This window comes from Sphingomicrobium aquimarinum, from assembly GCF_039655735.1.
Classification (GTDB): Bacteria; Pseudomonadota; Alphaproteobacteria; order Sphingomonadales; family Sphingomonadaceae; genus Sphingomicrobium; species Sphingomicrobium aquimarinum.
The window spans coordinates 932,334-950,505 of the sequence record NZ_JBBYXH010000001.1; the positions used below are offsets into that span (position 1 = coordinate 932,334).

Below are 18,172 nucleotides of genomic sequence, written 5' to 3' on the forward strand. Positions count from 1 at the left end.
CTTTCGGGGATGGTCGTTATTTTTGGCGGTCGCGGCGAGGCGACTCTCTTGTGCGCGCACCTAGCTTGGCCCGCGCGTGCCCGCAACCTCTCAAGCCGACCCCAACCGTCGTCCGCCGCACTCGACCCGCCGTAAACCGGGCTTTCCGCAAGCAACCGTTCATGCCGGTCTGCTATTGTTTTGGACATGAAACAGATCGCACTATTGGCGCTTGGCGCCGCCGCATTCGCCGCCACCCCTGCTGCCGCGCAGCCGGCGCACGCAAAGGGTGGCAAGCACAAGAACCATTCGGGCTATGTCCAGCAGGGCTGCCCGCCGGGTCTCGCCAAGAAGAACAACGGCTGCATGGCGCCGGGTCAGGCTAAGAAGATGTACGAGCAGGGCTATCGTTTTCGCTCGGGCTACGACCAGTGGACACCGTACGACCGCATCCCGTACGACGTGCGTCGCCACTACAATCTCGATCTGCGCTCGCGCTACGTGTATGACAACAACTATGTCTATCGCGTCGATCCGACCACGTTGATCGTTCGCGAGGTGCTGAACGCGATTTTCTAGTCTCGTTCGAGCAACGCAACAATTAACCTTCGAATAAGGCCGTTCTTATGAGCGGCCTTTTTCTTTGACAGCCCCTGCCCCGATCAACATGGTCTCGCAATTCCGGGGAATTAGGGGATGAACAATGGATAAAGTGATTGCCGTCGCGGCGGTCATCTTCGCGGCTGCCATCTTCGGCAGTCTTGCGGCATGGCTCATGGGCCATCCGCACCGGCCCGACATGGGCGACCTGTCGCGCCGGGGGGCGCGGCGCTACGGGCTTGCGACCTATCTCATGGTCGGCATCGTCGCAGCGGGCGCCGTTCCGCTCATGCTGAGCCTCGTGCGCTCGGAACTGGTTACGGGCATCTTTCTTGCCGACTGGGCCGACATCTACGAAAATCTCGTCATCCTGTTCGGGCTCGGCCTCGTCGCCAGCTATCTGAGCCGGTTCGCGGTCGAGAGTTCGGACCGGCGGATGCTCGACGATCTCGACGCGATGCGCGACCAGTTGCGCGAGGCGCAGGCGAAGAACCGCGCTCTCGCCGAATATGTCGACGACCGGTCGGCCGAAGTGCGCAAGGAAGTGAAAGGCGCAGCCGCCAAGAAGGCCGCCGAAAAGCACAAGGAAGCCGCCAACGACTTTTCCGAAGCGCAGCAATTGTTCGTGAAGAGCCTGACCAACGAGGACCAGGCGGTGCTCGATGCGCTGACGCAGCGGGACTATCGCACCGCGGCAGGGATCGGCGCCGACCTCGAACTGCCGCGCTTCAAAGTCGCCGACAAGCTGGCGGACATGGAAGAAGCGGGACTGCTGAAGGCCGTCGCCTCGCCCGTCACCCATGGTCGTCGTTATGCGCTCACCAACGCCGGCTGGGCCGCACTCCACATCGAGCACAAGGCGGAGCCGGCGGCGAAGCTGGTCTAGGCGTCTTCGCGCCCCTCCAGATATGCCTCGCTCTGCATCTCTTCGAGGCGGCTGACGGTGCGCTCGAATTCGAAACTGCCGTCGCCCGCGGGATAGAGCCCTTCCGGCTCCGCTTCCGCGGCGACGAGCAGTCGCACGCCGCCTTCGTAGAGCGCGTCGATCAGGCTCACGAACCGCGCGGCCTCATTGCGCATCTCGGGTCCCATTACCGGCACCCCCACGAGGATGACGGTGTGGAACGCCTCGGCGATGGCAAGATAGTCGGATGAACCGCGCGGCTCGCCGCACAGCCGCTTGAAGCTGAACACCGCGACGCCGCCCAACGTCTTGGGAACGTGCAGCGTGCGTCCACCTCCCACGTCGAGTTCTTGCGAAGGCACGTTTTCAGCCTCGGTTTCGGCATGTCCGGTCAGGCGGAAGAAGGCATCGCTCAACGCGGCATTGGCTTTTGGCCCCAGCGGCGAATGCCACAGGTCGAGCGCTTTCAGCCGATCGAGGCGATAATCGGTCGGGCCATTGAGCGGCACGACCTGCATCTGCGCCTCGATCAGTCGGATGAAGGGCAGGAAGAGCTGGCGATTGAGCCCGTCCTTGTAGAGATCGTCGGGCGGTCGATTGGACGTCGTCACCATCCCCACACCCTCGTCGATCAGCGCGGTGAACAGGCGGCTCATCAGCATCGCATCGGCGGTATTGGTCACCATCATTTCATCGAAGGCGAGAAACCGCGCCTCGCTCGCGATCGCCTTCGCGACATGGATCAGCGGATCCTCGATCTCGGCATCGCGCGCGGCCCGCAGCCGCTGGTGCACGTCGAGCATGAAGGGCGCGAAATGCGCGCGGCGTTTGGGCTCGGCGGGAATCGCTTCGAACGCCATGTCCATCAGCATCGATTTGCCGCGTCCGACCCCGCCCCACATGTAGACGCCGCACGGCGCAGGCGTCTCGCGCCCGAACAACCGCGACAGGAAGCCCGTGCGCGTCCGCCCGAGATCGGCGGCGAAGCGATCGAGCGCGGCCACCGCGCGGAGCTGGTCCTCGTCGCGGCTGATGTCGCCGCTCGCGACCTTGGCGTCGTAGGCCGCGCGAACCGGACCCTCAGCGATCGTCATCGGCCTTTTTCTTCGGATCGCGCACGCGCTTGGCGGTGCCCGAGAAGGAATAGCAGCGCCGCCCTTCCTGCTCGAGATGACCGGCGAGAAAGGCGATCCCGCCCGGCGTTTCGCGCAGCAGCGTGACATGCGCGTCGAGCGGCGTGCCCGCCCGTCCACGATCCATGAACCGCGTCGAGCAGTCGAGCGTCACGTAATGGCCGCGCGTCATCCCCGCCGCGAATCCGCCGGCGAACATCGCCATGTCGATGAAGCTCATCACGCACCCGCCGTGGATCGACCCGCCGGGGTTGAGGTGCCGCTCCTCCGGAAACATCCGCACGATGCCGGTGCCTGCCGCCTCGCCCTTGCGGAACAGCATCAATCCGACCTGCGCGGCGAAACTGTCGGGGTTCTGCCAGCCGCCCCACCAGTACCATCCGGGGTGGTCGGGGTGCTCCTCGTAGGTGCGCTCGGGCTTCTTCTCTGATGCGGCGTCGGTCATGCACGTGCGGTTAGCGGGCGGCGCACACCCTCACAAGCGTCATCCCGGCGAAAGACAGCCTACGCAGCTCGCGACGCGATCATCTTCTTTGTTTCCGCGATCGCCTTGGCCGGATTGAGGCCCTTCGGGCAGCTGTTCGCGCAGTTCATGATCGTGTGGCAGCGATATAGACGGTACGGGTCCTCGAGCTGGTCGAGCCGCTCGCCGGTCGCTTCGTCGCGGCTGTCGGCGAGCCAGCGATAGGCCTGCAACAGGATCGCGGGGCCGAGGAACTTGTCCGAGTTCCACCAATAGCTCGGGCAGCTCGTCGAGCAGCAGGCGCACAGGATACACTCGTAGAGGCCGTCCAGTTTGGCGCGGTCTTCCGGAGCCTGCTCGCGTTCCTTGCCCGAAGGCTCGGGGCTCGCGGATTTGAGCCAGGGCTGGATCGAGGCATATTGCGCGTAGAAGTGCGTGAAATCGCCCACCAGATCCTTGACCACCTCCATGTGCGGCAGCGGGGTGATCGTCAGCGTGCCCTTGTAATCCTCGATCGCGCTGGTGCAGGCGAGGCCGTTCTTGCCGTCCATGTTCATCGCGCACGAACCGCAAATGCCCTCGCGGCACGAGCGGCGGAAGGTCAGCGTCGGATCGATCTCGTTCTTGATCTTGATGATCGCGTCGAGAACCATCGGCCCGCACTTGTCGAGATCGACGGTATAGGTGTCGTATCGGGGGTTCTTCCCCGTTTCCGGATCGTAACGGTAGATCTTGAAGGTCTTGAGGTTCGCGCCCTCCTGCGCCTCATGGGCGATGCCCTTCTTGATCTTGCTGTTCTTGGGCAGGGTGAATTCGGCCACGGGTCACGTCCTTAACATCGCTACGATCGTTCGTTGCTGGGGCATATGGCAGTGCGAGCGCGCGCTGCCAAGACAGTCGAAGGCCCTAGAGCCCCTTTACCGCTTCGAGAACCTCTTCCACATGACCCTTCACGCGCACCTTGGGCCAGGCCTTGAGGATCGTGCCGTCCTCGCCGACGACGAACGTCGAGCGATGCATTCCCTGATACGTCCGCCCGTAATTCTTCTTCTCGCCCCACGTCCCGAAGCCGTCCGAAACGCTGCCGTCCTCGTCTGCCACCAGCGGCACCGTGAGGTCGTGCTTCTTGGTGAAGCGATCATGGCTCGCCATCGGGTCGCGCGACACGCCGATAACCTTGGCCCCCGCCTCGGCAAACGCCTCGAGATGCTCGGAAAAGCCGATCGCTTCCTTGGTGCAGCCGGGCGTATTGTCCTTGGGATAGAAGAAGATCACCAGCTTGCCCTTGGGATCGTGTAGGTCGATCATCTCGCCCGTGCCCGTCTTGACCGTGCAGGTCGGGGCCTTGTCACCTTCGTTCAGCATCACGCACCTCTTTCCAGAAATTGGCTATTCGTGTTCGGGCGGCATCGTGCGCCGACAGCGCCGCCTCCCAGGTCTCGAACCCCAAACGCGTGGCGACCAGCGATCGTGCCGAGCGCGACGGACTGGCGCTGTCGGGGGCGACCAGCCGAAGAAGAATGAGCATCCGCGTCAGCAGGTCGTGATCGGCGACGAGATGCCGGGGCGCGCGTCCGGCCTGCTCGAGGCGCTCGACCGCGCGGTGCAGGTCGGGATCGATCGCGACCTTGTCGGTCAGTTGCAGGGTGTGGAGCGCGAACTCGAGGTCCACCAGTCCGCCCTCGCCCTGCTTGAGGTCGAGCGGCCCCATCGGCGGTTTGTGCGCGAGCATGTCGGCGCGCATGATCGCCGCGTCGCGTGCCACGTCGCCCGCCCGTCGCTCCATGCCGATGATGTCGGCGAGGATCGCCGCGACCGCATCGCGCCCCGCCGCGCTGCCGCTGACCGGACGCGCGCGCATCAGCGCCATATGCTCCCACGTCCACGCCTCGCCCCGCTGATAGGCGGAAAAGCCGTCGAAACTTACCGCCAGCGCGCCGGTCAGCCCCTCGGGCCTCAGGCGGGTATCGATATCGTAGAGCGGCCCCGCGGCGGTCGGCACCGACAGCGCGGAGACGATCCGGTTGGAGAGCCGGTTGTAATAATCGGCGGGGGTGAGCGGCTTGGCGCCGTCCGAGCGCGGCATGGTCGGTGCATCGTAGAGAAACACGAGGTCGAGATCGCTGGCGTGGGTGAGCGCCTCGCCCCCCAGCCGGCCGAGACCCAGAACGACCAGCCCCGCGCCGTCGAAACGGCCGTGCACCACTTCGAATTCCGCCATGGTGCGCGCGGCGAGCGCGCGGATCGCGCCCTCGGCGACATGCGCATAGCCGCGCGCCACATCGAGCGGGTCGGCCTTGCCGTCGATCAGCTGGACCCCCAGCGCAAACCTTTTCTCGTTGACGAGCGCGCGGACGCGATCGAGCGCGACGTCATAGTCGAGCTTGGCTGTCGCCGCTTCGAGCCGCTCGGCGAAGCCCTGCGCCGATCCCGGCGGATCGAACGCCGACTTGTCGAGCAGGCCATCGAGCAGCTCCGGGCGCCGCGCCAGCTGGTTCGACAGGGCCGGGGAGAAGGCGAGCAGGCGCGCCAGCAGTTCGGCGAGATCGGGCTGGTTCTCGAGAAGGCGATAGAAGTTGATCGCGCTCGGGACCCGCTCGACGATATCGGCGAAGCGGTTGAAGGCATGTCCGGGGTCGGGCGCGGCGGCAATCGCCTCGAGCATCGTGGGGAGCATCGCCTCGAACGCATCGCGCGCAGAGGCGGAGCGCAACGAGCGCGCCTTGCCCGCGCGCCAGCCCGCGATCAGCCGCGCAGCATTGGCGGGGTCGGCCATGCCGCGCTGGTCGAGCGCCGCCTCCAGCGCCTCCTTGTCGGTCGGAAGGCGTTCGGGTTGCTCGGCGACAAGCTCATCGAAGCGCGGCGCGACGGCCTCGACATGGGGCCGAAGCCTCGCCAGCCAGGCGCCGCCGTCGTCGGCACCCGCCAACCGCGCAACATGATCGAGCGCATCACTATCGGTGGGCACCGTATGCGTCTGCTGGTCGCCGACCATCTGCAGCCGGTGCTCCGCATCGCGCAGCGCGACATAGGCAGAGCGCAGCATCGAGGCTTGCGCCGCCTCCAGATGGCCCGCCGCCTCCAGCACCTCCAGCGCATCGAGCGTGGCCGGCGCACGCAGCGCCGGATCGCGCCCGCCGTGCACCATCTGCAGCGACTGGGCGGTGAATTCGATCTCGCGGATCCCGCCGCGGCCGCGCTTGACGTCATACCCCGGCCCGAATGCCTGTCCGCCCGCATATTCGCTGCGCACCAGCCCCGCGATCGTCCGAATTTCGTCGATGACCCCGAAGTCGATCGCGCGGCGCCAGACGAACGGCTGCACCGCATCGAGGAAACGCTGACCCAGGAGCCGGTCGCCGCCCGCCGCACGCGCGCGGATGAAGGCGGCCCGCTCCCAGCCCATTGCGGCGCTTTCGTAATGCGAGATGGCGGCGTTGACCGAAAGCGCGATCGGGGTCGCCTCGCTCGCCGGACGCAGCCGCAAGTCGACGCGCGCCACATATCCGTCCGCCGTCCGCTCTTGCAGCAATGCCACGAAATCACGCGCGATCCGCACCGCTGCCGGGCCCGCGTCCCGCCCTTCGCGCCGCGGCAGGCGGTCGGGATCGTAGAGCAGGATCAGATCGACATCGGAGGAATAATTGAGTTCGCGGCTCCCGAGCTTGCCGAGCGCGATGACGGCCATTCCTTCCAGCGGGGCGCCGTCCGCCTGCCGGTGGATGGCCGCGGCCAGTGCACGATCGATGGCCGCGTCGGCAAAGTCCGATAAGGTCCGCGTCACCTGGCCAAGGCCCCATTCGCCCGACAGGTCCGACAATGCGACCGCCAGCGCGAGCGCATCGCGGCGGCGGCGAAGCTCGCTTTCGGGCGTGTCGCCGGCTCGGCTCAGCGCGTCGGCGACCGCTGCATCGGCTCCGGATCGGAGGAAGGTTTCGACGATGTCGGGGTGCCGCCGCTCCGCGCTCCGCAGGAATGGGGCATTGTCGCGAGCTCGCGACACCGCATTTTCCCGTCGATTCTGCGTTGCACTCATGGACCGACCATGCCCGATCGCGTCCCGCGATGAAACGGTTCGCGCATTGGGGCGTTATAGACTTTAAGATGTATGGAAATCACGCCCGAAAGACCATGATGGTTGAACATGACGACCCTTACCGGCAGCGGACCGAGCTGCGCGGGCTGAACGCGAACGATCCTGTCGCGAGCCATCTGCGCCTCGTGTACGATCGCGCGCGGCATGAGAAGATGCCCGACGAATTTCAGGAGCTGATCGACCGCCTCGACTGAGCTGGCCCTGCATTTTTCGAGGACGAAAATTCGATAAAAGCTGAACGCCGCGGGAATTCCCGCGGCGCTTATTTTTCGTTCGACAGCTCGTCGACCTGGCTCATGATGTTCTGCAACGCCGACCGCTCGGGGTCGCTGTCATGCTGCTTGCGCGGCGCCAGCTCGTCCGAGTTCATGAGATTCTCGAGCGCGACGCGCCCGCGCGCCACACGGCTCTTGATGGTGCCGACCGCGCATCCACAGATCTGCGCCGCCTCTTCGTAGGCAAAACCGCCCGCACCGACGAGGATCAGCGCCTCGCGCTGCGGTTGGGGCAGCTGCTGAAGCGCGCGCTGCATGTCGCCGAGTTCGACGTGCCGATCCTGCGCGGCAGGGGCCGCGAGAATCTTGGCCGCCGTCACATCGTCCCATTCCCCCTTGAAGCGCGCACGGCGCATCTGGGACAGGAAGAGGTTGCGAAGGATGATGAAGGTCCAGGCCCGCATGTTGGTGCCGGCCTGAAAACGCTTACGCGCCGCCCAGGCCTTGAGGAGCGTTTCCTGGACGAGATCGTCGGCAGTGTCGCGATTGCCCGACAGGGACCGGCCGAAGGCGCGCAGATGCGGAATGACCTGCGCGAGCTGGTCCTTGAACTCGTCGTCGGGAAGCGGAACGGGATCCGGCTTCTTCTCGCCGTCCTCTTGTTCCTGCGAATTGGCCAACGAAACCCCTCCCACACAAAGACTGAAAAAGCGCCGACCGACGTCGAACGCTTTTATTCACTTGAAACGAAGGTAGGGACGAACCGCTCGTGAAACAACCGTCGATGACGGTGCCGAGGCGATTACGTCCCTACCGGACGTCGCTTGGTCGCCTGATCAGGCCGGGACGGTCGCCGCGTCGAAGAACAGCGCCTGGCTGATCGCCGCCTTCACCGTCGAGCGCTGGAACGGCTTGGTGATGAGGAAGGTCGGCTCGGGACGTTCGCCCGTCAGCAGTCGCTCGGGGAACGCCGTGATGAAGATGACCGGCACGCGGAAGTCCGCTAGTATGTCCTTCACCGCGTCGATGCCGCTCGAATCGTCGGCCAGCTGGATGTCGGCGAGAACCAGGCTGGGACGGTCCGACTTGGCCTGCGCCACCGCTTCATCACGCGTAACCGCAACGCCGGTCACATTGTGACCAAGGTCGCGGACGATCGTTTCGATATCCATCGCGATGATCGGTTCGTCCTCGATGATGAGCACGTCGGCGCGCGTCTGCTTCTCGATTTCGCTGGTCGCTTCTTTGACGAGCTTCTCGACGTCCTCGGGCGAACTGTCGATCAGATAGGCGGTATCCTCGTTGGAGAATCCCTCGAGGCTGGTCAGCAAGAGCGCCTGCCTCGACAACGGCGTGATCTTGGCGAGACGGGCCTGCGCAATGCTCTCGGCGTCATCGCCTTCGCGTGCGGTGGGATCGCTGTCATCGTCGATATGGGCGCTGCCCCAGATGGCGTGGAAGGTGCGGTAGAGCCCGAGGCGCGGATCGCGGTCGCGCGGAAACTCGTCGGGATTCTCGACGATGGTTTCCAAGGTCGTGCGCACATAATTGTCGCCGTGAACCTGGCTGCCGGTCAATGCGCGCGCATAGCGGCGAAGGAAAGGCAGATGCGGGGCGAGTTCCTGACCAAGTGACATAAAAGCGCTCAACTCCTTGATGAAAGCGTGTCGCCGCCCCCCTATCGGGAGCGACGTTTCGTTGAGGGAACAAAGCGCAGGCGATTTGGTTTCACCCTCGAACCCGCTTGTTGCCGACGACGCTCGCCGGAGCAAGGGGCTAACAATCTCACGGGGGGTGAGCAGTTGACGGGTGGGGGAACCTCTCGCTACTTGCCGCCTTCGAATTGAAATTGTCGGCAAGCGAACATGCCGGCCTGATGAGAGTCTGCGGAGCCACATGCGCCCCGCGTGCGAAAGGACTATACGTTTGAGTGGCAAGCCAGAAAGCGACAAGCGCGATGCGCCTGCCCCCAAGGAAAAGATGGGCGAGAACGGCAAGAAGGGCGACTCCGAGTCGGTCAGCCGCGTTCTCAAGACCGTCTACGACGACACCCTTCGTGAAGAGATTCCCGACGAGTTCCGCGACCTCCTCTCAAAACTCGGCTGACGCTGCGAGGCATCTTTCATGAGCAGCGCGGCCATGAGTTCCTCCTTTTCGCCGCGCTCGACGCCCTTCAAGCTGTTTCTCGCGCTGACGCTCGCATTGCTGCCGATCGGCGCGCTCATCATGTGGGCGACCATATCCGAATTCGAAGATCGTCGCGGCGCGCTGCGCGGTTCGGCGCAGGGCGACATGCTGGTCGCCGCCCGTTCGATCGAAGGGCTCCTTGGCCGTAACACGCTGGCGCTGCGCATTGCCGCCTATGGCGCACTGACCGCCGGCGAAGCCGACCCATGCGACGCCGTGCGCGAAACCCTCTCGATCACGCCTGCCGTCCAGCGCGACTTCCGCATCTCCTCCAGCGAGGGCGATATCCTGTGCGGGACGCTTGAACCGAGCGGCGTGCGGCCGGGCGCGCCGCCCGAGCCAGGAGAGGTGGATCTGTGGGTGAACCGCGCGGGCGACGGTCTCTATCTTTCGATCGGGATTCCGGGAGCGATCGCCACCGGACGGATCGATCGCAGCGAACTCGCCGAAGCGATCGCGGCGGAGACGACCACGCTTTCGGCTTTCAGTGTGTCCGACGGGGCGCGCACGCTCGAGATCCTGAGTTCGGCAGACGCAATCGATGGGGGTCGGGAACGCGAGACGCTCGAAATCGACATTGCACGCCAGCGGCTGACGGCCAACGCATCCGCCGACTTCAACGACATCACGCTGCGCGACCGCGCCATCATTTTCCTGCCGATCGCGATGTGGGCGATCGCGGCGGTGCTGTCGTGGGCGCTGGTGCATTTCCTGCTGATGCGTCCGCTTCGTCGTCTCACCGGCGCGGTGCGCGACTATGATCCGGAAACACATAATTTCGTGGTGCCCGAAAAGCTGGGAACCGCGCACGAGATCCGCGATCTGGGCGACAGCTTCGCCGACACCGTCCGTCGCATCGAGGAAAGCGAAGGCGATCTGCTGCACGCGGTCGACAACCAGAAGAAACTCGTGCGCGAGGTCCACCACCGGGTGAAGAACAATCTGCAGGTCGTCGCGAGCCTCCTCAACATCCATTCGCGCGGTGTCGAGGGCGAAGAAGCGCGCGCCGCCTATGCGGGGATCGGGCGACGCGTGGAGGCGCTTGCGGTCGTCCATCGCAACCATTTCGCCGAGGTGGAGGAAACCCGCGGGATTCAGCTCCGCCCCCTCGTCACCGAACTTGCCGCCTCGCTCCGCGCCAGTGCGCCACAGGGGATATCGATCGATTTCTCGCTCGACCTCGATGCCGCCGCCACGACGCAGGATGCCGCTGTCTCGGCTGCTTTCTTCGTTACCGAAGTAGTCGAGCATGCGTTCGATCGGGGCGTGTCGCAAAGCATCGAGATCGCGCTGCGTCGAACCAGCGAATTGACCGCACGGCTCGCGGTCGCGAGCGAAGCGCTGATCGGCGACGAGGGCGACGCCGACGGGCACCGGCAGTTCGAACGAATCATCGACGGACTGTCGCGCCAATTACGCTCTCCGCTCGACAAGAAACTGGGAAGTTATGCGGTCGAGTTGCCGGTCTTCCCCGAGGACAAGAACGCCCGTCCGGCTTAAGAAAAAATTTTTGGAAAAAAGTGAATGGGGGCAGGAACCCCTCGCTGAAAGTGGCGTTGTAAGCTTTGGATAGTGACCTTTTGCCCCCCCGCTCTCGCTATCCGATACAGCGGGCCCGGACTTGCCAACCCTCCCCCCCCCGGTGGCAAATCCGGGCCCCCATTTTTAAGGGGGTGCCCCTTTCCCAACAATGTCCGCCCGAGCGTCGTTGAACGCTTGCGATACGGCGTCGGCAGAGACGGAATTTTCGGGTCAGCGCAGGGCCGGGTGCGTCAGGCCTCGTCGCCCGCAACCTGTTCCGCGTCCTTCGCCCCGCGCGCACGTCTGGCGCGCCGCCAGTGCGTGAGACGGATCGCGAGAAGCGCACATTCGTAAAGCAGCACCAGCGGGACTGCGAGGATGATCTGGCTGACCGCGTCGGGCGGGGTCAGCACCGCTGCGATCGCGAAGGCCGCGACGATCATGTAGCGCCGCCCACCGGCGAGCTGCTCGCGCGTTACCAGTCCCGCCCGCTCGAGGATCATCAGGAGGATGGGCAACAAAAAGGCGACCCCGAAGCCGAACAGGAACTTGGTCGAGAAGGACAGATAATTGCCGATGGCAGGCAGCGCCTCGGTCTCGACCCCGCCGATCTCGCCCTCGAAGCCCAGGAGGAATTCGAGCGCGATGGGCATGGCGACGAAATAGGCGAAGCTCGCGCCCGCCGCGAAGAAGAAGGGCGTGAGCACGAGGAAGGGCAGGAACGCCATCTTCTCGCGCTTGTAGAGGCCCGGCGCGACGAATCGCCAGAGCTGCACCGCGAGCACGGGAAAGGTGATCATCAATGCCGCGAACAACGCGACCTTCACCTCGACGAAGAAGGCCTCGAAGATGTCGGTGAAGATGAGCTTGCCCTGCCCCGCGTCGAGCAGCGGCTGGACCAGCACGGCGAAGATCGGCTTGGCGGCATAATAGCAGGCGAAAAAGGCCACCGCGAGCGTCGCGACCACCCACAGCAAGCGCGTGCGCAGTTCGATCAGATGCTCGAGCAGCGGCATCTTGGTGTCGTCGACATCCTTCACGGCAGTTCAGGCTCCCCGTCGGGGCCGGCCTTGGGACGGGGGGCGGACGCGGGCTTGTCCTCATCGGCGGGGCTCTCCTCCCCTCCCTCGCGCTTGGGAAGCATCGTCTCAGCGTACATGTCGGAGGGAAATTCGGCCATGATGGCCTCGTTCTGCGCCTTCCACTGCTTCTCCATTTCTTCCAGCTCCGCCTCGCGCACGACGGCGTCGATGCCGGCGGTGAAATGGCGGGTGTAGGCGCGGACCTTGCCGACGAAGCGGCCGACGGCGCGCATCGCGGTCGGCAATTCCTTCGGGCCGACGAACAGCAGCGCGGCGATCGCCACCACCAGGAGCTCGACCGACCCGATCCCGAACATTTATGATCGCTCCAGCCGCGACCCTAGCGGGCCGGGCGGTCCTGCTCGCGGTCGCGGCTCACTTCGGCATCGATGGTGCGATCCTCCCGCGGCAGCTGGCGCGGTTCGACAGGACGATGCGCGGGCTCGTCCTCGTCGGCCATGCCCTTCTTGAAGCTCTTCAGCCCCTGCGCGACATCGCCCATCATGCTCGAGAAACGCCCGCGCCCGAACAGGAGCAGGACGAGGAAAGCGAGGATCAGAAGACCCGGAAGACCGATATTGCCCATGGCGGGAGGCTCCAACTGCGAAAAGGACGTTCCTCGCCTATCTAGTCACTATCGAGCGCAGTTACCACATCATCCTCATCGTCCCCGTCGATCTCTTCGTCATCGAGCGCGAGTTGAAGCGCTTCCTCGTCGATCGGATCGAGCAGGCCGGCAGCGCGCAGATCATCGATGCCCGGAAGGTCGCGCCGCGATTCCAGCCCGAAATGGGTCAGGAAGTCGCGGGTGGTCGCATATTGCAGCGGTCGGCCCGGCACCTCGCGCCGACCGGCGGTGCGCACCCATGTCGCCTCCATCAAGACATCGAGCGTGCCCTTCGAAATCTGCACGCCGCGAATGGCCTCGATCTCCGCGCGCGTGACCGGCTCGTGATAGGCGATGATCGCCAGCGTCTCGGTCGCCGCGCGGCTCAACTTGCGCGGCTCCTCGCGGGTGCGTCGCAGAAGGTGCGCAAGGTCGCCCGCGGTCTCGAAATGCCAGCGCTTGCCCCGTTCGACGAGCGCGATCCCTCGCCCCTCGTAATGCGCCGCAAGTTCCGTCAGCGCAGCCTTCACATCTCCCTCGCCCGCATGGTCCGCGATCTGCTCGACCGTGAGGGGCTCCTCGCTCGCGAACAGAACCGCTTCGACCGAACGGGTGAAGTCGCTCATGCCCGCCGCACCTTCACCGGCGCGAACGCCGCGTCCTGCTCGAGACTGAGCATTCCCTGCCGCGCCAACTCGAGGCTCGCGAGAAACGACGACGCCAGACAGCTTTTCAAATATTGCGGATCATCCGAGCGTGGCAGAAAGCGCTCGAGATCGGTCCAGTCGGCCGCCAGCCCGAGCATCGCCCCAAGCCGCTCCATCGCCGTCTCCAGCGTCATCACACGCCGGTCGTGAACGACGTGCATCGCAGGCTGCGTGCGCGCCCGCACCTGACCGTAGGCGGCGTAGAGATCATAGGCGCTCGCCTGCCACTGCGCGCGCCGCTCGGTATGTAGTCCTTCGGGGGCCGCCCGCGCGAAGACGTCGCGGCCCAGCCGGTCGCGGGCCAGGAGCCGCGCCCCCGCCTCGCGCATCGCATCGAGGCGCATCAACCGCTGCTGCAATCTGAGCGCCAGTTCCTCGGGGCTCGGATCTGCCTCGGGATCCTTGGGAAGGAGCAGGCAACTCTTGAGATAGGCGAGCCAGGCCGCCATCACGAGATAGTCGGCCGCCACCTCGAGCTGCAGTTCGGCCGCGCGCTCGATATAATCGGCATATTGGATCGACAGGTCGAGGATCGAGATATGGACGAGATCGACCTTCTGCGCCCGCGCGAGGTCTAGCAGCAGGTCGAGCGGCCCTTCCCAGCTCTCCAGCTCGAGATGCAGTGGCTCGCGTTCCGGCCGCGCGCTGAATTGCAGTTCCTCGCTCACGAGAAGGACGGTAACGCCGCCAGCCCCGTTGGCAAGGCGATCACCGCCCCAGCAATTCGTCTCGCTTGGCGACGCACTCGTCGAAGTCCATCGGGTCGAAGTCCGGTTCGAGGGCCATGGCGACCTGCATTCGCGCGATACCGCGTGCGGCCATTTCGGGCGCGACTTCGGCGACCTCGACCATCTCTTCCATCTTTCCAGAGCAATGCAGCGCGACGTCGCAGCCCGCATAGATGACCCCGATCGCCCGCTCGGCCATCGACCCCTCCATCGCCGCCATGTTGAGATCGTCCGAAATCAGCCAGCCATCGAAGCCGATGCGGTTGCGGATGATATCCTCGATCACGGTCGAGGACTGACTCGCGATATGATCGGGGTCCCACGCGGTATAGACGATATGCGCGACCATCCCCATCGGGGCATGCGCGAGCTTCTCGAACGGCGCGAGGTCGATGTCGAGTTCGGGACCCAGCGCCGTGACCATCGGGCGCTCCTTGTGGCTGTCGACCATCGCGCGCCCGTGGCCCGGGATATGCTTGACGATCGAGACGACGCCGCCCGAGTGCAGACCGTCGATCACCGCCTGGCCCAATTGTCCGACCATCACGGGATCGGTGCCGAGCGCGCGATCGCCGACGATCTCGTCCGCGCCTTCCTGCCGTACGTCGAGAACCGGGAGTGCATCGACCGTGATGCCGACATCGCGCAGCATCAGCCCCAAGGCGCGCGCGTTGAGCTTGGCCGCATGGGTCGCATCAAGCGGGTTCTTCTCGTAATGCTGCGCGAACACGCCCATCGGCGGAAAGGCGGGCCATTCGGGCTCCTTCATCCGAGAGACGCGTCCGCCTTCCTGGTCGATGAGGATCGGCAGCCGGGAACGACCGTGAATTTCCTTCAGGCTTTCGGTCAGTTCGTGCAGCTGTCCGCGATCCTCCACATTGCGCCCGAACAGGATGTACCCCGCCGGATTGGCGTCACGGAAAAAGTCGCGCTCGTCATCGGTCAGTTTGGGCCCCGACAGGCCGTAGATCACTGCTTGCATCAGTTGACGATCACGCAGCTTTCCCCTGCCGCGTCAAGCGCGTTGCAGGTCGCCCGTGCGCCCGCCGCGTCCGCCGCCACCGCGCGCAGACGGAAAAGCCGCTGCCCGTTGACCGTCGCCTCGACGATATTCTTGCGCAAGGCCGCCACCTCGGGAAATTGCGAAGACAAAAGCGCCCAGCCCGTCTCGGCCTTGGCGCGGGTCGAATAGGCGCCCAATTGCACCTGCGGCCCCGCCGGCGCGGCGGGAGCGGGCGCCGCTGCGGGCGCCTCGGGCTCGGGTTCCGGTTCCGCGACCGCGATGCGCGGCTGCTCGTCGCCGAGCTTGCTGGTATCGAGCCGCGCGTCGGGATCCTCGCCCGCGCTGGTCGCGAAGGCCGTCCCGCTCTCCGACGACAGGTCGAGGCCGCCGGGATCCTCGGGCCGCACCTTGTAGGGCTGCTCGGGCGCAGCGATGATCTCGACATCGGCCGCTCCGCTGCCGCCCGCATCGCGCCCGAAGTAGAAGCTCGCCCCCGCGACCCCCGCCATCAGCAGGATGACCACGAGCGCGCCCACGGCCATCGCGGTGCCCGAGATCGCGCGCGGCGCATCCTCGTCCTCGACCGCCTCCAGCCAGGGAAGCCGATCCTCGTCGGCCCGTGTTGTACCGGCGGCTTCCCCCATCAACGCATCTCCTCGGCGGCCTCCACCCCCATGATGGCGAGGCCGTTCTTCAAGACCTGCCCGATCGCGCGCGCCAATTCCAGTCGCGCGCGCGACAGGTCGGGGCGATCTTCCAGGAGGAAGCGCTTTTCGGGGTCGTCATTGCCCCGGTTCCACGCCGCATGGAATGCGGCCGCGAGATCGTAGAGATAGAAGGCGATGCGATGCGGCTCGTAGGCCGCCGCCGCCGCACCGACGATGCGCGGATATTGCGCCGCCAGCTTGACGAGACCGCGTTCCTCCTCGTCGAGAAGCGACAGGTCGGCCGTCCCCGCATCCAGCCCCGCTTCGGCCGCCTTGCGCTGCAACGAGGAGATGCGCGCATGGGCATATTGCACGTAGAAAACGGGGTTTTCCTTGGTGGCCTCGGTCACCTTGGCGAAATCGAAATCGAGCGGCGCATCGGCCTTGCGGGTGAGCATCATGAAGCGCACCACATCCTTGCCCACTTCCTCGACCATCTCGGCGAGGGTGACGAAATTGCCCGACCGCTTGGACATCTTCACCGGCTCGCCGCCGCGGGACAGCCGCACCATCTGCACCAGCTTGACGTCCAGCTCGGTCTCGCCGCCCGTCAGCGCAGTCACGGCGGACTGCACCCGCTTGACCGTCCCCGCATGGTCCGCACCCCAGATGTTGACGAGATGATCGGCCGTGTCCGCCTTCTGGTAATGGTAAGCCGCGTCCGCGCCGAAATAGGTCCAGCTGCCGTCCGACTTCTTCATCGGACGATCCTGATCGTCGCCGAACTGGGTCGAACGGAACAAGGTCAGCTCGATGGGCTCCCAATCATCAGGGGTCTCGCCCTTAGGCTTCTCGAGCAGCCCTTCGTAGACGAGGCCCTTCGCACGCAATGTCTCCATCGCCTCGTCGACCTTGCCCGAGGCCTGCAGTTCGGCCTCGCTGGCGAAGACGTCATGCTCGATGCCCAGCAGCTTGAGGTCCGCGCGGATACGATCCATCATCTTCTCGACCACCGCGGGCTTGAAGACAGGCAGCCACTCGGCCTCGTCCTTGCCGACATATTTGTCGCCATAATCCGCCGCCAGCGCCTCGCCGACGGGGATCAGATACTCACCCGGATAATAGCCCTCGGGGATGTCGCCCACGTCCTCGCCCAGCGCTTCGCGGTAACGCAGGTGCGCCGAGCGCGCGAGCGTGTCGACCTGGCTGCCCGCATCGTTGACGTAATATTCGCGCACCACCTTGTGGCCCGCTGCCTCGAGCAAATTAGCAAGCGCATCGCCCACCACCGCGCCGCGACAATGTCCCATGTGCATCGGCCCCGTGGGGTTGGCGCTCACATATTCGACATTGATCGTGTCGCCCTTGGGTGCGCCGAGGCCGTAGGCCTCGCCCTCGTCGATGATCGTCGCCAGCTCGCTGTTCCAGATGCCGGGTTCGAGCCGCAGGTTGATGAACCCCGGCCCGGCGATTTCAACGCCCGTGACGCCGTCGAGCTTCTCCAGACGCGCTGCGATGTCGCCCGCCAGCGCGCGCGGGTTGGTACCGGCCGGTTTGGCCAGCACCATTGCCGCGTTGGTCGCCAGATCGCCATGCGCAGGATCGCGCGGCGGCTCGACCGCAACCCCCCCGCGCTTCAATCCATCCGGCAGGACGCCATCGGCGACGAGCGCGTCGAGAATATCATCGAGCGAGGACTGAAAACGGGCGTAAAGGGACATGGCGAGAGGTTTTTCCGGAAAAAAGACAATGGGAGTTCCGCCCGCTCCTACCGTCTCGCGCTTGCCCGCGCAAAGCCTTATCCCTCAGTCGCGCGCGACCGGTGCGAAGACGATCCGGAAGCGCCCCGGATCCTTGTCGTCCCGGCCCACGATGGTCGCGATCGGGCGCGTCGGCTCCGAACGCGGATCGGCGAAGGCGAAATGGCTGTGATCGCCCTCGTCGAGACTTTCGATCAGCCGATAGCCCGCCTGCCGATAGGCCGCCTCGATCTGGCGGTGCGTCACGCCGGGCCGCCGCGCGATGTCGATCGCCCGTCCGCGCAAGTGATGCGAATTGCGCGCACCGCCGACCCGCCGATTGTGCTCGGGACTGCGATGGGTCGAGGTCACCCTCCCCCACCCGCGTCCGACCGACACGGCGCCGTCGATGCTGAAGGCCGCTACGCTCGCGGCCATGGGCTGCGGCGCGGCGGTGAGGCTCGGCGGCGTCACGATCTTGAAGGTCGGCGCCTCGGCCTCCTCGGCGCTGTCCGGTCCTAGAAGCATCGCTGCGGCGATCAGGCTTTCGAGAATCATGTC

At 65.4% G+C, this 18,172-nt stretch carries 21 protein-coding genes; 5 read left to right on the top strand and 16 right to left on the bottom strand.

The features are described 5' to 3' along the window. Positions 1 to 186: 186 nt before the first annotated feature. Positions 187 to 558 carry a hypothetical protein gene (locus tag WJS89_RS04840; protein ID WP_346339788.1) on the top strand — a complete coding sequence of 124 codons (372 nt, stop codon included), beginning with the start codon at positions 187 to 189 and terminating at the stop codon, positions 556 to 558. 124 nt (positions 559 to 682) lie between these two features. Next, positions 683 to 1,465: a YEATS-associated helix-containing protein gene (locus WJS89_RS04845; RefSeq protein WP_346339789.1), complete on the top strand. Its 783-nt coding sequence runs from the start codon at positions 683 to 685 to the stop codon at positions 1,463 to 1,465. Here WJS89_RS04845 and zapE read toward each other — a convergent pair. From zapE to glnE, 5 genes are all read right to left on the bottom strand, one after another. Next, the gene (gene zapE, locus WJS89_RS04850) at positions 1,462 to 2,577 is read right to left on the bottom strand and encodes a cell division protein ZapE (RefSeq protein ID WP_346339790.1); all 1,116 of its coding nucleotides are present in this window, start codon (positions 2,575 to 2,577) and stop codon (positions 1,462 to 1,464) included. The two genes, WJS89_RS04845 and zapE, sit on opposite strands and share 4 nt — an antisense overlap. Next, positions 2,564 to 3,061: a PaaI family thioesterase gene (locus tag WJS89_RS04855; protein ID WP_346339791.1), complete on the bottom strand. Its 498-nt coding sequence runs from the start codon at positions 3,059 to 3,061 to the stop codon at positions 2,564 to 2,566. The genes zapE and WJS89_RS04855 overlap by 14 nt, the downstream gene beginning before the upstream one ends. A gap of 59 nt (positions 3,062 to 3,120) precedes the next feature. Next, positions 3,121 to 3,900 carry a succinate dehydrogenase iron-sulfur subunit gene (locus WJS89_RS04860; protein WP_346339792.1) on the bottom strand — a complete coding sequence of 260 codons (780 nt, stop codon included), beginning with the start codon at positions 3,898 to 3,900 and terminating at the stop codon, positions 3,121 to 3,123. A gap of 85 nt (positions 3,901 to 3,985) precedes the next feature. Further along, on the bottom strand, positions 3,986 to 4,444 hold the full coding sequence (locus WJS89_RS04865; protein WP_346339793.1) for a peroxiredoxin: 459 nt from the start codon (positions 4,442 to 4,444) through the stop codon (positions 3,986 to 3,988). Beyond that, the gene (gene glnE / locus WJS89_RS04870) at positions 4,428 to 7,115 is read right to left on the bottom strand and encodes a bifunctional [glutamate--ammonia ligase]-adenylyl-L-tyrosine phosphorylase/[glutamate--ammonia-ligase] adenylyltransferase (protein WP_346339794.1); all 2,688 of its coding nucleotides are present in this window, start codon (positions 7,113 to 7,115) and stop codon (positions 4,428 to 4,430) included. Before glnE ends, WJS89_RS04865 begins: the two co-directional genes overlap by 17 nt. Positions 7,116 to 7,210: 95 nt before the next feature. Between glnE and WJS89_RS04875 the strand changes: the two genes are divergently transcribed. Then, positions 7,211 to 7,369 (top strand): NepR family anti-sigma factor, encoded by a 159-nt coding sequence (locus tag WJS89_RS04875; RefSeq protein ID WP_346339795.1) that lies wholly within the window; start codon positions 7,211 to 7,213, stop codon positions 7,367 to 7,369. A 68-nt stretch (positions 7,370 to 7,437) separates the two neighbouring features. Here WJS89_RS04875 and WJS89_RS04880 read toward each other — a convergent pair whose 3' ends face one another. Continuing rightward, positions 7,438 to 8,070 (bottom strand): sigma-70 family RNA polymerase sigma factor, encoded by a 633-nt coding sequence (locus WJS89_RS04880; RefSeq protein WP_346339796.1) that lies wholly within the window; start codon positions 8,068 to 8,070, stop codon positions 7,438 to 7,440. A gap of 156 nt (positions 8,071 to 8,226) precedes the next feature. Continuing rightward, positions 8,227 to 9,027, bottom strand: coding sequence for a response regulator (locus WJS89_RS04885; protein ID WP_346339797.1), 801 nt, complete (start codon positions 9,025 to 9,027; stop codon positions 8,227 to 8,229). Positions 9,028 to 9,316: 289 nt separating this feature from the next. Between WJS89_RS04885 and WJS89_RS04890 the strand changes: the two genes are divergently transcribed. Together WJS89_RS04890 and WJS89_RS04895 are read left to right on the top strand one after the other, a co-directional pair. Then, the gene (locus WJS89_RS04890; RefSeq protein WP_346339798.1) at positions 9,317 to 9,496 is read left to right on the top strand and encodes a NepR family anti-sigma factor; all 180 of its coding nucleotides are present in this window, start codon (positions 9,317 to 9,319) and stop codon (positions 9,494 to 9,496) included. A 33-nt stretch (positions 9,497 to 9,529) separates the two neighbouring features. Then, positions 9,530 to 11,077, top strand: a complete 1,548-nt coding sequence (locus WJS89_RS04895) for a sensor histidine kinase (protein ID WP_346339799.1) — start codon at positions 9,530 to 9,532, stop codon at positions 11,075 to 11,077. Positions 11,078 to 11,349: 272 nt separating this feature from the next. On the opposite strand, the gene tatC is transcribed toward WJS89_RS04895, so the two are convergent. The 9 genes from tatC to WJS89_RS04940 form a co-directional block, all read right to left on the bottom strand. Then, positions 11,350 to 12,114 carry a twin-arginine translocase subunit TatC gene (gene tatC / locus WJS89_RS04900; protein ID WP_346340079.1) on the bottom strand — a complete coding sequence of 255 codons (765 nt, stop codon included), beginning with the start codon at positions 12,112 to 12,114 and terminating at the stop codon, positions 11,350 to 11,352. A gap of 20 nt (positions 12,115 to 12,134) precedes the next feature. Then, positions 12,135 to 12,497 carry a Sec-independent protein translocase protein TatB gene (gene tatB / locus WJS89_RS04905; RefSeq protein WP_346339800.1) on the bottom strand — a complete coding sequence of 121 codons (363 nt, stop codon included), beginning with the start codon at positions 12,495 to 12,497 and terminating at the stop codon, positions 12,135 to 12,137. 23 nt (positions 12,498 to 12,520) lie between these two features. After that, positions 12,521 to 12,766, bottom strand: a complete 246-nt coding sequence (locus WJS89_RS04910) for a twin-arginine translocase TatA/TatE family subunit (protein WP_346339801.1) — start codon at positions 12,764 to 12,766, stop codon at positions 12,521 to 12,523. A gap of 41 nt (positions 12,767 to 12,807) precedes the next feature. Continuing rightward, the gene (gene scpB / locus WJS89_RS04915; protein WP_346339802.1) at positions 12,808 to 13,413 is read right to left on the bottom strand and encodes an SMC-Scp complex subunit ScpB; all 606 of its coding nucleotides are present in this window, start codon (positions 13,411 to 13,413) and stop codon (positions 12,808 to 12,810) included. Beyond that, positions 13,410 to 14,162 carry a segregation and condensation protein A gene (locus WJS89_RS04920; RefSeq protein WP_346339803.1) on the bottom strand — a complete coding sequence of 251 codons (753 nt, stop codon included), beginning with the start codon at positions 14,160 to 14,162 and terminating at the stop codon, positions 13,410 to 13,412. The genes scpB and WJS89_RS04920 overlap by 4 nt, the downstream gene beginning before the upstream one ends. Positions 14,163 to 14,202: 40 nt before the next feature. Further along, positions 14,203 to 15,204 (bottom strand): beta-N-acetylhexosaminidase, encoded by a 1,002-nt coding sequence (nagZ, locus tag WJS89_RS04925; protein WP_346339804.1) that lies wholly within the window; start codon positions 15,202 to 15,204, stop codon positions 14,203 to 14,205. Next, positions 15,204 to 15,869 (bottom strand): SPOR domain-containing protein, encoded by a 666-nt coding sequence (locus WJS89_RS04930; RefSeq protein WP_346339805.1) that lies wholly within the window; start codon positions 15,867 to 15,869, stop codon positions 15,204 to 15,206. Before WJS89_RS04930 ends, nagZ begins: the two co-directional genes overlap by 1 nt. After that, entirely contained in the window at positions 15,869 to 17,593 is a 1,725-nt protein-coding gene (gene argS / locus WJS89_RS04935; RefSeq protein ID WP_346339806.1) for an arginine--tRNA ligase, read from the bottom strand. The genes WJS89_RS04930 and argS overlap by 1 nt, the downstream gene beginning before the upstream one ends. Before the next feature lie 84 nt (positions 17,594 to 17,677). Further along, complete coding sequence (locus tag WJS89_RS04940) at positions 17,678 to 18,169, bottom strand: D-Ala-D-Ala carboxypeptidase family metallohydrolase (RefSeq protein ID WP_346339807.1); 492 nt, start codon at positions 18,167 to 18,169, stop codon at positions 17,678 to 17,680. Between the last annotated feature and the right edge of the window lie 3 nt (positions 18,170 to 18,172).

Coding starts and splice junctions, on each gene's coding strand:
- WJS89_RS04855 (WP_346339791.1), bottom strand. CDS start 3,061: ATGACCGACGCCGCATCAGAGAAGAAGCCCGAGCGCACCTACGAGGAG.
- tatC (WP_346340079.1), bottom strand. CDS start 12,114: ATGCCGCTGCTCGAGCATCTGATCGAACTGCGCACGCGCTTGCTGTGG.
- WJS89_RS04840 (WP_346339788.1), top strand. CDS start 187: ATGAAACAGATCGCACTATTGGCGCTTGGCGCCGCCGCATTCGCCGCC.
- WJS89_RS04865 (WP_346339793.1), bottom strand. CDS start 4,444: ATGCTGAACGAAGGTGACAAGGCCCCGACCTGCACGGTCAAGACGGGC.
- zapE (WP_346339790.1), bottom strand. CDS start 2,577: ATGACGATCGCTGAGGGTCCGGTTCGCGCGGCCTACGACGCCAAGGTC.
- argS (WP_346339806.1), bottom strand. CDS start 17,593: ATGTCCCTTTACGCCCGTTTTCAGTCCTCGCTCGATGATATTCTCGAC.
- glnE (WP_346339794.1), bottom strand. CDS start 7,115: ATGAGTGCAACGCAGAATCGACGGGAAAATGCGGTGTCGCGAGCTCGC.
- scpB (WP_346339802.1), bottom strand. CDS start 13,413: ATGAGCGACTTCACCCGTTCGGTCGAAGCGGTTCTGTTCGCGAGCGAG.
- nagZ (WP_346339804.1), bottom strand. CDS start 15,204: ATGCAAGCAGTGATCTACGGCCTGTCGGGGCCCAAACTGACCGATGAC.
- WJS89_RS04875 (WP_346339795.1), top strand. CDS start 7,211: ATGATGGTTGAACATGACGACCCTTACCGGCAGCGGACCGAGCTGCGC.
- WJS89_RS04895 (WP_346339799.1), top strand. CDS start 9,530: ATGAGTTCCTCCTTTTCGCCGCGCTCGACGCCCTTCAAGCTGTTTCTC.
- WJS89_RS04885 (WP_346339797.1), bottom strand. CDS start 9,027: ATGTCACTTGGTCAGGAACTCGCCCCGCATCTGCCTTTCCTTCGCCGC.
- WJS89_RS04845 (WP_346339789.1), top strand. CDS start 683: ATGGATAAAGTGATTGCCGTCGCGGCGGTCATCTTCGCGGCTGCCATC.
- WJS89_RS04910 (WP_346339801.1), bottom strand. CDS start 12,766: ATGGGCAATATCGGTCTTCCGGGTCTTCTGATCCTCGCTTTCCTCGTC.
- WJS89_RS04940 (WP_346339807.1), bottom strand. CDS start 18,169: ATGATTCTCGAAAGCCTGATCGCCGCAGCGATGCTTCTAGGACCGGAC.
- tatB (WP_346339800.1), bottom strand. CDS start 12,497: ATGTTCGGGATCGGGTCGGTCGAGCTCCTGGTGGTGGCGATCGCCGCG.
- WJS89_RS04930 (WP_346339805.1), bottom strand. CDS start 15,869: ATGGGGGAAGCCGCCGGTACAACACGGGCCGACGAGGATCGGCTTCCC.